General features: G+C 71.8%; 11 protein-coding genes and 1 pseudogene. 9 read left to right on the top strand and 3 right to left on the bottom strand.

All coding sequences use genetic code 11. The annotated features are described in order from the left end of the window. The first annotated feature begins 835 nt into the window (after positions 1–835). Entirely contained in the window at positions 836–3,538 is a 2,703-nt protein-coding gene (locus PQS31_RS16055; protein WP_272763836.1) for a bifunctional acetate--CoA ligase family protein/GNAT family N-acetyltransferase, read from the top strand. 18 nt (positions 3,539–3,556) lie between these two features. On the opposite strand, the pseudogene PQS31_RS16050 reads toward PQS31_RS16055, so the two are convergent. Next, a pseudogene (locus PQS31_RS16050) lies at positions 3,557–3,727 on the bottom strand (HupB); the annotation flags it as partial. Positions 3,728–3,850: 123 nt separating this feature from the next. On the opposite strand from PQS31_RS16050, the gene dinB reads away from it, so the two are divergent. Next, positions 3,851–4,918, top strand: coding sequence for a DNA polymerase IV (gene dinB / locus PQS31_RS16045; protein WP_272763833.1), 1,068 nt, complete (start codon positions 3,851–3,853; stop codon positions 4,916–4,918). Positions 4,919–5,109: 191 nt separating this feature from the next. On the opposite strand, the gene PQS31_RS16040 is transcribed toward dinB, so the two are convergent. Continuing rightward, positions 5,110–5,403 (bottom strand): DUF2218 domain-containing protein, encoded by a 294-nt coding sequence (locus tag PQS31_RS16040; RefSeq protein ID WP_272763831.1) that lies wholly within the window; start codon positions 5,401–5,403, stop codon positions 5,110–5,112. A 140-nt stretch (positions 5,404–5,543) separates the two neighbouring features. Between PQS31_RS16040 and gph the strand changes: the two genes are divergently transcribed. Then, a complete protein-coding gene (gene gph / locus PQS31_RS16035; protein WP_272763829.1) occupies positions 5,544–6,218 on the top strand; it encodes a phosphoglycolate phosphatase in 675 nt (224 codons plus the stop codon). Between the two features lie 10 nt (positions 6,219–6,228). Here gph and PQS31_RS16030 read toward each other — a convergent pair whose 3' ends face one another. Beyond that, positions 6,229–7,233, bottom strand: a complete 1,005-nt coding sequence (locus PQS31_RS16030; RefSeq protein ID WP_272763828.1) for a mitochondrial fission ELM1 family protein — start codon at positions 7,231–7,233, stop codon at positions 6,229–6,231. A gap of 79 nt (positions 7,234–7,312) precedes the next feature. On the opposite strand from PQS31_RS16030, the gene PQS31_RS16025 reads away from it, so the two are divergent. The 6 genes from PQS31_RS16025 to PQS31_RS16000 all read left to right on the top strand — a co-directional run bounded on the left by PQS31_RS16025 (position 7,313) and on the right by PQS31_RS16000 (position 12,309). After that, positions 7,313–7,900: a malonic semialdehyde reductase gene (locus tag PQS31_RS16025; RefSeq protein ID WP_272763827.1), complete on the top strand. Its 588-nt coding sequence runs from the start codon at positions 7,313–7,315 to the stop codon at positions 7,898–7,900. Between the two features lie 67 nt (positions 7,901–7,967). After that, positions 7,968–8,678, top strand: a complete 711-nt coding sequence (locus PQS31_RS16020) for a YceI family protein (RefSeq protein ID WP_272763826.1) — start codon at positions 7,968–7,970, stop codon at positions 8,676–8,678. A 166-nt stretch (positions 8,679–8,844) separates the two neighbouring features. Then, positions 8,845–9,555, top strand: a complete 711-nt coding sequence (locus PQS31_RS16015; RefSeq protein ID WP_272763825.1) for a pirin family protein — start codon at positions 8,845–8,847, stop codon at positions 9,553–9,555. A gap of 85 nt (positions 9,556–9,640) precedes the next feature. Continuing rightward, on the top strand, positions 9,641–9,841 hold the full coding sequence (locus PQS31_RS16010) for a zinc-finger domain-containing protein (protein WP_272763824.1): 201 nt from the start codon (positions 9,641–9,643) through the stop codon (positions 9,839–9,841). A 22-nt stretch (positions 9,842–9,863) separates the two neighbouring features. Beyond that, entirely contained in the window at positions 9,864–10,979 is a 1,116-nt protein-coding gene (locus PQS31_RS16005; RefSeq protein WP_272763823.1) for a glycosyltransferase, read from the top strand. Beyond that, the gene (locus tag PQS31_RS16000) at positions 10,954–12,309 is read left to right on the top strand and encodes an O-antigen ligase (protein WP_272763821.1); all 1,356 of its coding nucleotides are present in this window, start codon (positions 10,954–10,956) and stop codon (positions 12,307–12,309) included. The genes PQS31_RS16005 and PQS31_RS16000 overlap by 26 nt, the downstream gene beginning before the upstream one ends. Positions 12,310–12,366: the final 57 nt, after the last annotated feature.

The raw sequence follows: 12,366 nt of genomic DNA, 5'->3' as shown, positions 1-12,366 counted from the left end.
TCGGCTGGACGGGGACATGGGATGCGGTCGCGCATGCATGCAGATACCGCCGTTTTCGAAGCGAAATGCATCGGCGCGCGCCGCCGCCGTCACGGCGTGCCGCACCACGTCGAATGATGCGAGGCCCGCAGCCGAGCGCGGTGAATGATCGCTGGTAGTCGACTCTCGCAGGGGCGATCTCGCGTCTCTCGCGCCCGCGGGGTCGACGGCTGCGAGTTGATGCGCCCGGTTATCACCTTAGATGCCGAGCCGTCGGGCACGTCGGGCGGCCTCCGATTGCTGCTGTTCAATACGCAGACTGTCCGCGTGCGTACGTCTGCCGTGCGCGGAGGTAAACCTGGCGACACGCGGCCCTGGGCCCGCCGCTGAAGATGTGCATCCATGGCCAGGGCGATCGAACGCTCGCAAGAGCCCGCCGATGGCGGCTTGGGGGCGCCGTCGGCGTGCAGTCGGCGCATGTCGCAAGCGTGCATGTTCGGGGTGCGCCTCCGCCCGCGCGATGTCCGCCCAGGCAACGCCGCGCGCACACGATTCGGCGGTCGCCCGGTCGCCCGGTCGCCCGGTCGCCAAGTCGCCAGGTCGCCAGGTCGCCAGGTCGCGCGAGTGGACGCGAGCCCGCTATGACGTGCGCCGGAAAATGTGTGCCGACCGTGATCCAGGCGCCAGGCGACACGGCTGTGCAGCCGCCGTGCATCACTGCATCATGCGTTGCGCTGCTTCCGGCCGGACGGCGCCATTCCGCGGCACCGAGCGCCGCATCTTCTGAGCGCCCGGACGCCGCGGCGCGTTCGTGTATCGTCGCGAGTCGTCTTTCACGAAGCCGCCGACGAGGCCGATGAGTACATACGCCCTCGAGTCCGTCTTCCAGCCTGGCTCGGTTGCCGTCGTCGGCGCCAGTCCGCGGGCGCGGTCGCTCGGGCGTCTGGTGCTGAGGCAACTGCGGGACGGTGGCTTCGCGGGGCCCATCGGGCTGGTCAATCCGCGCTATCGCGAGATCGACGGCGTCCCTGCGGTACCGCGCCTGGCGGATCTGCCGTTCGTGCCCGAACTGGTGGTCATCGCGGCGCCGCCCGCCGATGTCGCCGGCGTTGCACGGGCGGCGGCCGTGCACGGCGCGCGGGCCGCGATCGTGCTCACCCGCGACATGGGCGAAGGCCCCGGATCCCACAACGCGGCATTGGCTGAGGTGGCCCGCGCGCATGGACTGCGGATCATGGGGCCCAACTGTCTGGGCGTCATCGCACCGCATGCGCGGCTGTTCGCAAGTTTCGCCGCACATATGCCGGTGGCGGGCGATCTGGCCTTGATCTCGCAGTCCGGCGCCGTGGCCGCGGGCATGATCGAATGGAGCCGTCCGCGCGGAATCGGCTTCTCCGCGGTGGCCTCGCTGGGCGACGCACTGGACGTCGATTTCGCCGATCTTCTCGATTATTTCGCCACCGATCGTCGCACGCGGGCGATCCTGCTGTATGTGGAGCGCATCCGTGACGCGCGTAAATTCCTCAGTGCGGCGCGCGCCGCGGCGCGTGCAAAACCCGTCGTCGTGGTGAAGCCCGGCCGGCATGCGCGCTACGCGCCGGACGACACGGCCCGCGCCGCGTCGCTGGCTACGCCCGACGCCGTCTACGACGCCGCGTTCCGCCGCGCGGGCCTGCTGCGTGTGCATGCCCTCGACGAACTCTTCGCCGCGGCCGAGGCGCTGGCACGCCTGCGCATGCCGCAGGGGCCGCGGCTCGCGGTGATGACCAACGGCATCGGCATCGGCAAACTCGCGCTCGACCGGCTGATCGACATGGGCGGCACACGCGCGGAGCTGTCCGAAGCGACCGTGCAGACGCTGGACGCGGCGCTCCCGCGCGGCTGGTCGCGCCGCAATGCCGTGGACATGCTCGGCGACGCCGACGGCCCCCGGTATGCGGCCACGCTCGAGGCGCTGCTCGAAGACCGCAGCAACGATGCGGTGCTGGTCCTGCAGGTGCCGACGGTGCTGTCCTCGCCGCAGGACACCGCCGACGCCGTCGTCGCGACCCTGGCGGCGCACCGGCACGATGCCGCGCCGAAGCCGACGCTGGCGGTGTGGATCGGCGACGACGCCGACGCGCGCCGGACACTCGACGAGGCCGGGGTCCCCGCCTTCGACAGCGAGGCGGACGCGGTGCGCGGCTTCATGTATCTGGTGCGGCACCGCGAAGCGCAGCGCGCGCTCATGGAAACCCCGCCCAGCCTGCAGGACGATGGCGTCGTCGACGTCGATGCCGCGCGTGCCCTCGTCACGTCCGCGCTCGCGGCCGGCCGGCGCGGACTCGATCCGGATGCGACCGCGCACCTGTTCGCGCTCTACGGAATCCCGCTGGCGGCGGCGCGCGCCTGCGTCGACGCGGCCGAAGCGGGCCGGGCCGCGGAGACGCTGCTGGAACCCGGCGGGCGCGTGACGGTGAGGCTGACGCCGCCCGAAAAGGCGCTGCAGGCGGACATCGACGGCGTGCGTCACGGGTTGACGAGTGTGGAGGCGGTGCGCGCCGCGGCGGAGACGCTGCTCGCAGCGGCGCGGCGCCTCGGCCCCGAGGCCGGGATCGACGGCGTGACCGTGCAGCCCGTGGTCGAGCGGCCCAGGGCGCGCGAACTGATCGCCGGCATCGTCGACGACCCGACCTTCGGCCCGGTCGTCGTGTTCGGCCGCGGCGGCACCGCCGGCGACGTCATCGACGATCGTGCACTGGCGTTGCCGCCGCTGGATCTGCGGCTGGCGCACGAGCTGATCGGACGCACCCGGGTGTCGCGCATCCTCAAGGCCCATCGCGACGTGCCCGCCGCGGACGAGCGCGCGATCGCGCGGGTGCTGGTCAAGCTGGCGCAGATGGCCGCCGACATCCCCGAGCTCGACGCCGTCGACATCAATCCGCTGCTGGCCGACGACGACGGTGTGCTGGCGCTCGATGCGCGGGTCGGCATCGCGCCGGTGAAGCGTCTGCATCGCGGGCGCGGGCATCCGCGCTTCGCGATTTTTCCCTATCCCAGCGAATGGGAGCGCACCATCACGCTGGCCAACGGCGCCGAAGCCTTCGTGCGTCCGGTGCGGCCGGAGGACGACGGCATGTTCCGCCGGTTCTTCGACAAGGTCAGCAGCGAGGATCTGCGCCTGCGCTTCTTCAGCGCGGTGCGCCACTTCAGTCACGAGTTCATCGCGCGCCTCACCCAGCTCGATTACGCGCGCTCGATCGCGCTCGCGGCGATCGATCCCGACAGCGGCGAAATGCTGGGCGCGGTGCGTCTGCTCGCGGATGCGAACTACGACACCGGCGAATACGGGATCATGGTGCGCTCCGACCTCAAGGGCGCGGGCCTCGGCTGGCACCTGATGCGCATCATGATCGAGTACGCGGCCTGGCAGGGCCTGCGGACCGTCGAAGGCCAGGTGCTGCGCGAGAACACGACCATGCTGGCGATGTGCCGCCAGCTCGGCTTCCGTGTCGAAACGGATCCCGACGACGCCACGATCGCCATCGTGCGCCTGCCGGTGGCCGGCGCCACCGGCTGACTAGCGCGCTCAGTGCTGCTTGCGTCCTGAACCGGACTGCTTGCCGCCGCCGTCCTGCTTGTTCACGGTGGCCCAGGCGATGCGCGACGCGTCGTCCTGCGAACGGCCCTTGTCGCGCTCCGATGCTTCGATGTGCTCGGCCTGACGCTTCTGCTTGTCGGTATACGAGGATTTGTCACCGCGGCTCATGGCGCTGCTCCATGGAACGGAGCCGGCAGCCTGCGCGTGGGAACGTGAGCGCGAGGTCGAGCGCCGGCGCCCGGGGCGCGGCCGTGACGCAGACATTGCGACCGCAGCATCGATAATGGCCGGGTGCGCAAGATCCTCCACATCGACATGGACGCGTTCTATGCGTCGGTGGAGCAACGCGACGATCCGGCGTTGCGCGGCCGGCCGGTCGTGGTGGCCTGGCGCGGCGCGCGTTCGGTGGTGTGCGCCGCGTCCTACGAGGCGCGCCCGTTCGGCGTGCGCTCGGCCATGCCCGCGGTGACCGCGGAGCGCCTGTGCCCGGACGCGATCTTCGTGCCGCCGGATTTCGCGCGCTACAAGGCCGTCTCGCGCCAGGTGCGCGAGATTTTCCTGCGGCACACCGATCTGGTGCAGCCGCTGTCGCTCGACGAGGCCTATCTGGATGTGACCCAGCCGAAGATTGCCTCGCCCAGCGCGACTGCGACCGCCGAAGCGATCCGCGCCGAGATCCGCGAGGTCACGCACCTCACCGCGTCCGCCGGCGTAGCGCCCAACAAGTTTCTCGCGAAGATCGCGTCGGACTGGCGCAAGCCCGACGGCCTGTTCGTGGTCAAGCCCGCGCAGATCGATGCATTTCTCACCCCGCTCGCGGTCGGGCGCATTCCCGGCGTCGGCAAGGTGATGGAGAAGAAGCTCGCCGATCTCGGCGTCACCACCGTCGGCGAGTTGCGCGGTCTGGCCCGTGAGGAACTCGAGCTGCGTTTCGGCACCTTCGGGGCGCGGCTGTACCAGCGGGCCCGCGGGATCGACGAGCGACCGGTCGAGCCCGACCAGCCGGTGCAGTCGATTTCGTCGGAAGACACGTTCGAGAGCGATCTGCCGCTCGACGATCTCGCGCCGATGATCGAGCGGCTGGCGGAAAAAACGTGGCTCGCCACGCGCAAGACCGAGCGGGTGGGGCGCACCGTCGTCCTCAAGCTCAAGACCTCGCAGTTCCGCATCCTCACACGCAGCTTCACGCCGGAGGCGCCGCCGTCGTCGCAGGAGGAACTCGTGCGCATCGCCCTGGCATTGCGGGACCGGGTGGACCTGCCGCCCACGACGCGTTACCGCCTGGTGGGCGTGGGCCTCGGCGGATTCCGCGAGCGCGACGCGTTGCCGGTACAGGCGGGCCTGTTCGGCGGCAGCTAGGGCGTCTGCGCAGGACCCGGGGCCGGCGGGCGTGCCCGCCGCGCGGTCCGCAGCCCTGCACGCACGCACTGGAGACGCCCGCTGTGCGGGGATGACGACCCCGCGCATGCACGTCCGCCCGTGCTCGCGTGGCACGGGCCGCCGGCCGTCCGCACGGGCGCGGCGCCGGGGCGATCGTCAGGCGCCGCGCGTCAGGCCGGCTGCCAGTCGAATGTCAGCGTTTCGTCGCGCGCGAAGCGCTGCAGGTGGTTTTCGATGACCTGCTGGTAGCGCGCGATGCCGTCGGCGTCGTCGAGCGTCAGCACGATCCGCAGCGTGTCGCCGTCGACGTGGAAGTCGGCGCCCTGTGTGGCGTCGACGAACGGCACGAAGGCGTGGGTCTCGTCGTCGCGGCGGATCTCGAACTTGTGCCGCCAGTGATTGCACAGCGTGCGCAGCAGGCGCGGGGCGTCGTTGGAACGGGGACGCGTGGTGGTGCGGGGCATTGCGGACTCCGTGACGGCGTGCCGGGAGGATAGTCGCTGCATCGCCGCCGCGGCGGCGCGGCGGGCCAACGCTGTGTTGCAGTGGCCTCCGCCCGGCCGCGATCGCGCACACTATGGCGCCCGCTTCGAGGACGCCCCGGATGTCAGCCGTCGCCACCGAACGTCGATTTCCTTGGCCGGTCGTGCTGTTCGACCTGGACGGCACCTTGGTCGACAGCGCGTCCGACATCGCGGCATCGGTGAACCGGCTGCTGGTCGAGCTGGGCCATGCGTCGGTGGACGAGGCTGCCGTGCGTGGCTGGATCGGCGACGGCGCCAGCCGCCTCGTCGCCCAGGCCCTGCACCACGCGGGCGATCCGCGCACCGTCGAATCGGTGATGCCGCGCTTCATGCGCCACTACGAGGATTGCCTGCTGCTCGATCCGCGGCTGTATCCCGGGGTCGAACGCACCCTGCAGGCGCTGCGCGCCGGCGGCGTGCGCATGGCGGTGTGCACCAACAAGCCCACGCAGTTCGTGGCGCCGCTGCTGGAGGTGATGGGCATTGCGCCGTACTTCGAACACGTGCTGGGCGCCGGAGAGCTGCCGCAGCGCAAGCCCGATCCGGCGCCGTTGCGACATCTCGCTGCGCGGTTCGGCGTACCGGTCGCGCAGTGTCTGATGGTCGGCGATTCGTCCACCGATGCCGAGGCCGCGATCGCGGCGGGCGCGCCGCTGGTGCTGGTGAGCTACGGCTACCGGCGCAGCTTCGATCTGCACGGCTGCGGCGCGCATGCGGTCATCGACCGCTTCGACCAGCTGCTCGAGTTGCGCTGACGGCGGCGGCTCACGCCGGCCCGGGACCGTCCGCCAGCAGACGTCGACGGATTTCGGCCGCGATGCGCGCCGTTTCACGCAGCGGCGCGACGGCAGGCGCCGGGCGCGGTGCCTGGCCCAGGATCTGCACCCGGCCGTCGTCGATCAGTCCGTCGACGAAGCGGCGCGGGCCACCGTCGACGCGCTGCGGCTCGAACACCAGCACCGGCGCCCGGGTCGCGCAGGCCTCGGAGAGCATGTTCACCGAGTCGGCCGAGCACACCAGGCGATCAGCCCAGGCCAGCACGCCGGCATAGGGATTGGGGCCGTCGTCGGCGTCCGCCCACAGCAGCGCCGCGTGGCCGCGGTAGCGCGCGCGCAGGGCCGCCCGGACCTCCGGCGGCGTGCGGCGCGAGCCGACCAGCAGCAGGCTGCCGTCGGCGTCGTCGACCAGCGTGTCCAGCTGCGCGGCCAGGGCCGAAAACGTGGCGACGTCGAAACGGCCGTGGCGCGAATCGCCGCCGAGCAGCACGCCGGTCCGCGGGCCGGGCAGGGCGCCGATGGCCGGATGCGCGTGCCGCGCCGCGTCCAGCCAGTCGTCGTCGACGGCGTGCAGACTGCCGCGCGTGACCAGCACGTTGTCACCGCGCAGGGCGTCGTGTTCGGGGACCACGACGAGGTCCCAGTGCCGCGGGTCGAGTCGCGGATCGAGGATCTGCACCGTACGCGCGCCGCCGCAGCGGGCCAGCCGCGTGGCCAGCGCGGCCTGGCGACCGCAGCCGATGACGAGGCGCGGCGGACGTCGCAGCGCCGCGGCGAAGTTCGGGCCGAAGGCGGCCCCGGCACCGGGCAGGCGCCGCGGCGCGAGCCAGCGCCAGGGCGCGCGCGGGTGCAGATGCACCGGCCGCGCGTCGGCGGCAAGCGCGACGGCCAGGGCCTCGGCCTGCCGGGCATTGCCGGCGCGGCCGTCACTGACGGCCCAGATTTGCGAGTAATCCTGCGCAGCGGGCGAGGCGCGTTCCACGTGTGTGACCATCCGTTCCGGGCGGCTCCTGTGTCCCGCTGCCCGGGGACTCTACACTTCGTGGCTGTTCAGCCCAATCTCCGAGGCCCCGATGACCGACATCCTGTCCGATGCCGCGCTCGATCAGCTCTTCCGCACCGCGCGCACCTACAACGGCTTCAGCGGCGAGATCGACGATGCCACCCTGCGCCGGCTCTACGATCTGCTGAAGTTCGCCCCGACGTCGGCCAATGCCTCGCCGGCGCGCTTCGTGTTCGTCAAGTCGGCCGAGGCCAAGGCGAAGCTGGCCCCGGCGCTGAGCGAGGGCAATCTGGACAAGACGATGTCGGCGCCGGTGACGGTGATCATCGGCCACGACGAGGACTTCCACGAGAAGCTGCCGTTCCTGTTTCCGCACACCGATGCCAAGAGCTGGTTCGACGGCCCGCGCGAGAACCGCCGCGAGGCCGCGTTCCGCAACGGCAGCCTGCAGGGCGCGTACCTGATTCTCGCCGCGCGCGCGCTGGGCCTCGACACCGGCGCGATGTCGGGCTTCGACAATGCCAAGGTGGACGCCGCGTTCTTCGCCGGCACCGCGATCAAGTCGAACTTCCTGGTGAACCTCGGCATCGGTGATCCCTCGACCATTTTCCCGCGCTCGCCGCGGCTGCCGTTCGACGAGGCCGCGCGCATCGTCTGAGTGCCCGAAGTCCCGTGCGTCCGTCCGGGCGCGCGTTCCACCACACGACCCTCCAGGAGTCCGTCCCATGCGCACATCCCGTCTGTTGCTGCTCCCGCTCGCCGCCGCCATCGCGCTCGCCGCCTGCGCCCAGCAGGACAACGCCCCCGCCGGCACCACCGAAGCCCCCGCTGCCGCGCCCGCGGCCGACGCGCCGGCCGGTCCCGATGCCGCCGCCACGCCGATCACCGGGGTGTCGGGCACCTACATCCTCGACCCCGCGCACACCGACGTCATCGCGCAGTGGAGCCATTTCGGCTTCTCGAACCCGATCGCGCACTTCGGCGAGGTCGAGGGCCAGATCGTCTACGACGCCGACAACGTCGCCAATTCCTCGGTCGAGGTCACGCTGCCGCTGTCGGGTCTGAACTCCCATGTCGCCGCCTTCGACGAGCACCTGCGCAGCGCCGATTTCTTCGACGCGGCGAACTTCCCGAACGCGACCTTCCGCAGCACCGCGGTCGAGAGCGCCGGCACCAACCGCCTGCGGGTGACCGGTGATCTGACGATCAAGGACAACACCCGTCCGGTGGTGCTCGACGTCACCATCAACAAGTTCGGCGAGCAGCCGATGGCCAAGCGCCCGGCGGCCGGCTTCGACGCGACGGCACAGATCAAGCGCAGCGACTTCGGCGTCGGCGCCTACGCGCCCAACGTCAGCGACGAGGTCGAGCTGCGCATCACCACCGAGGCGGTGGTGGCCGAAGACGCGGCACCGGCCGCCGCCCCGGCCGAGTGACACCCGTGGCCGCCGAGCGCGGCGGCCGCGCGGCGGCCCGGATGCCCGGGCCCCGTATCGGCGCCGCATCGCGCGGCGTCGTCCCGATCCCGTCGGCTGGCCGGCGGGATCGTTCCATCGGCGGCCTCCATTGCAGCCCGTCCGATCCGCTCACGCGAGAGGCGCCATGAAAGTCCACCGTCCCGCCGACGCCCGCGGCCAGGTCCGCACCGACTGGCTCGACAGCCGGCACAGCTTCTCGTTCGGTCACTTCCTCGATCGCGACTGGATGGGGTTCGGCGCGCTGCGGGTGTTGAACGAGGACCGCGTGGCGCCGGGGGCTGGGTTTCCCGCCCATCACCACGCCAACATGGAAATCCTTAGCTACGTGCTCGACGGCGCACTGGCGCACAAGGACGACAGCGGCGGCGCCGGGATCGTGCGCGCCGGCGAACTGCAGTGGATGGGGGCCGGGCACGGCATCGCACACAGCGAATTCAATGCCTCGGCCGATGCGCCGGTGCACTTCCTGCAGATCTGGATCCAGCCCGACCGCGTCAATCTGCCACCCGGCCATGCACAGCAGGCGTTTCCCGGGCAGGACAGGCGTGGCCGCTGGGTCACCCTGGCCTCGCCCGACGGCCGCGACGGCAGCCTCGCCATCCGTCAGCAGGCCACGCTGCAGGGCACATGGCTGGGCGCCGGTGAGCAGGTCGAGGCCGCCCTGGTGGCGGATCGCCGCTACTGGTTGCAGGTGGCGCGCGGCGCAGTGGATGTGGACGGCCAGCGTCTGCAGGCCGGTGATGCGCTGGGCTGGGTGGACGAGGCGACGACGCTGGTGCTCCGGGGCGTGCACCCGGACCCGGCGGACATCCTGCTGTTTACGCTGCCGCGCTGAGCGCGGGCACCCGCATCGCCCGCGGACGGCCCGCGGACAGGCACGCTAGAATGACGGCCTCCCACGTTCGATCGACGCCGCCGACATGACCGCAGCCCCCGTCCAGCCGACGCAAGCCAATGCCGCGAAGCAGTACGAGGTGCGTCGCGCCGATCTGCCGCTGAGCTGCCCGCTGCCGTCGATGGCGCTGTGGAACTCGCACCCGCGCGTCTATCTGCCGATCGAGGCCGAAGGCGGCACGTCCGACTGTCCGTATTGCGGCGCCCATTTCGTCCTCGTCGACTGAGCGCGCCCGCGCGCCGCGGCCCGTGCGCCGCCCGCTGACCATCGTCCAGTTGCTGCCGGCACTGTCGGCCGGCGGTGTCGAACGCTCCACGATCGAAATCTCGGCGGCGCTGGTCGCGGCCGGACACCGCGCGGTCGTCGTGTCGGCCGGCGGCCGCCTCGAGCCGGCGCTGCGCGCGACCGGCGCCGAGCACATCACCCTCGACATCGGTGCCAAGCGCCCCTGGGTGCTGCGCCACGTCGGCGCGCTGCGGCGCCTGTTCGCGGATGTCGACATCGTGCACGCGCGCTCGCGGGTGCCCGCGTGGCTGGGCTGGCTGGCGCTGCGCCGGATGCCGGCTGCGCGCCGGCCGCATTTCGTCACCACCATGCACGGGCTGAATTCGCCCTCGCGCTACAGCGCGATCATGGCCCGCGGCGAGCGCGTGATCTGCGTGTCGAACACGGTGCGCGAGCATCTGCTGCGGCACTATCCGCACACCGATCCGGCGCGCCTGCGGGTGATTCCGCGCGGAATCGATCCCGTGCAGTTTCCGCCTGCGCCCCGGCCCGATCCCGCGGCCCGCGCGGCGGTGGCCGGCCTGCATCCCGCGCTCGACGGCCGCGGTCCGCTGTTGCTGCTGCCCGGGCGCGGTACCCGGCTCAAGGGTCACGGCGATGCGCTGGCGCTGCTGGCTGCGCTGCGTGCCGACGGCCTCGATGCGCGGTTGTGGATGCCGGGTGCACGCCAGGCCGGACGCGACGCCTACATCGCCGGTCTGGAGCGCGAGGCCGAGGCATTGGGCTGCGCGCAGGCGCTGGCGATCACCGCGCCGACCTCGGAGATCGGCCGGGCCTATGCCGCGAGCGATCTCGTGCTGCAGCTCTCGCGCAAGCCCGAAGCCTTCGGGCGCACCGTCGTGGAAGCACTGGCGTCGGCGCGGCCGGTGCTGGGCTGGGCCCACGGCGGTGTCGGCGAACTGCTGGCCGAACTGCAGCCCGAGGGCGCGGTCGCACCGTTCGATGCGCACGCGCTGGCGCAGGCGGCGCGCGCGCTGCTCGCACGACCTCCGGCGCGAGCCGGTACGATGCCCTACACCCTGCGTGCCATGCAGGATGCAACGCTTGCGGTCTATGACGAATTCGACGACGACAACTGAGCCGACCGGCGCCGCGCGTGCGCCGCGCACCGTGGGCTGGCGCTGGGCGCCGCACTGGGTGTTGGCCTTCGTGATCCTGTGGCCCGCGCCGGGCTATGCGGAAGGCGTGATGGTGCTCGGTGCGCTCGCGGCGATCGCGCTGCTGCTGCGCGCGCGCTTCCGCGGCGGCGCGGCGCTGCTGAGCCCGGGGGCCTGGGCGCTGAGCAGCGTGCTGTTCTTCGCCTACTGGATGCCGCAGTTGCTGTCGGCGATCGACTCGGTCGATCCGGGCCGCGCGCTGCGCGAGGCGCTGGTGGACCTGCGCTATCTGCCGTTCCTGTGGCTGGTGGCGTCAGCGGTCGCCACGCGGCGTGCGCGGCGGATCACGCTGGGGGGACTGGCGATCATCGTCGCGGTGTGGACCCTGGACGCCCTGGCCGAGGTGGCGCTGGGCACCAGCCCGCTGTTCTTCGGCATCGACCAGCTCAAGCAGCTGATCAGCAGTCGGCCGATGTGTTCACTCGAGCAGCTGGCCCAGGCCGATCGTGTGGGCGGCGTGCTCGGCCCATGCAATCTCAAGCTGGGCATCGTGCTGGCCAGCCTGTCGCCGTTCGCGCTGTATGCGGCGGGACGCCGGTTCGGCGCCGCAGGCTGGATCCTGTCGGCGGCGGCCATCGGCGTGGTGCTGCTGTTCGCCGGCTCGCGCGCCTCGTGGCTCACCTTCGGGCTGGTGCTGCTGTTCTCGGGCTGGCGCCTGCTCGGCTGGAAAGGGCTGTCGGCGGTGTTCGCCGGCGGCGTGGTGATCGCCGCCGTGGTCACGCTGCTGTCGCCGCAGGTGCGCGAACGCGTGGAGCGCACCGTCATGGGCCTGTCGGCGGACCAGGCGCAGGTGGATACCGCGCTGTCGGGTCGGACCCGGATCTGGGAAGCGGCGGCATGCATGATCCGCGCGCATCCGGTCAACGGCGTCGGTGCGCGTGGCTTCCGCGAGGCGTTCCCGGCCTGCGACCCGCTCGCGGGCGAAATGGCCGCCTGGGGCGACGGGCCGGCGCTGCACGCCCACCAGATCGTGCTGGAAGTCGCCAGCGAGACCGGTGCGATCGGCCTGCTGCTGTGGCTGGCCGGCGTGGCCCTGGCCTGGCGCGCCTGGCGGTTCGCCGCGCCCGAGGCCCGTGACCGGGCGCGACCGGCGATGCTGGCCCTGGCGGTGACCGTGTTCCCCTTCAATACGCACCTCGCGTTCTATTCGACGTTCTGGGGTGGCTTCACCTTGCTGCTGTGCGCCCTCTACGCCGGCAGTCTGCTGGCCCGCGACGAGCCGCCGCCCGCGCCACGCGCGGCCATCCACTGAAGATGTTCTGCCGTCGTCGCGGAGCGCTCGGTCGCGCTCGACCGGATGTGTGGGATG

Origin of the sequence: Luteimonas sp. BLCC-B24 (genome assembly GCF_028550595.1) — a bacterium.
GTDB lineage: Bacteria > Pseudomonadota > Gammaproteobacteria > Xanthomonadales > Xanthomonadaceae > Luteimonas.
The sequence above is the reverse complement of the archived record's forward strand: the minus strand, read 5'-3'. Positions and strand labels throughout refer to the sequence as shown.

Bases quoted from the DNA above. Each gene is read 5' to 3' on its own strand.
- PQS31_RS16030 (WP_272763828.1), bottom strand. From the start codon at position 7,233: ATGGTCACACACGTGGAACGCGCCTCGCCCGCTGCGCAGGATTACTCG.
- PQS31_RS16055 (WP_272763836.1), top strand. From the start codon at position 836: ATGAGTACATACGCCCTCGAGTCCGTCTTCCAGCCTGGCTCGGTTGCC.
- PQS31_RS16025 (WP_272763827.1), top strand. From the start codon at position 7,313: ATGACCGACATCCTGTCCGATGCCGCGCTCGATCAGCTCTTCCGCACC.
- gph (WP_272763829.1), top strand. From the start codon at position 5,544: ATGTCAGCCGTCGCCACCGAACGTCGATTTCCTTGGCCGGTCGTGCTG.
- PQS31_RS16010 (WP_272763824.1), top strand. From the start codon at position 9,641: ATGACCGCAGCCCCCGTCCAGCCGACGCAAGCCAATGCCGCGAAGCAG.
- PQS31_RS16020 (WP_272763826.1), top strand. From the start codon at position 7,968: ATGCGCACATCCCGTCTGTTGCTGCTCCCGCTCGCCGCCGCCATCGCG.
- PQS31_RS16040 (WP_272763831.1), bottom strand. From the start codon at position 5,403: ATGCCCCGCACCACCACGCGTCCCCGTTCCAACGACGCCCCGCGCCTG.
- PQS31_RS16000 (WP_272763821.1), top strand. From the start codon at position 10,954: ATGACGAATTCGACGACGACAACTGAGCCGACCGGCGCCGCGCGTGCG.
- PQS31_RS16015 (WP_272763825.1), top strand. From the start codon at position 8,845: ATGAAAGTCCACCGTCCCGCCGACGCCCGCGGCCAGGTCCGCACCGAC.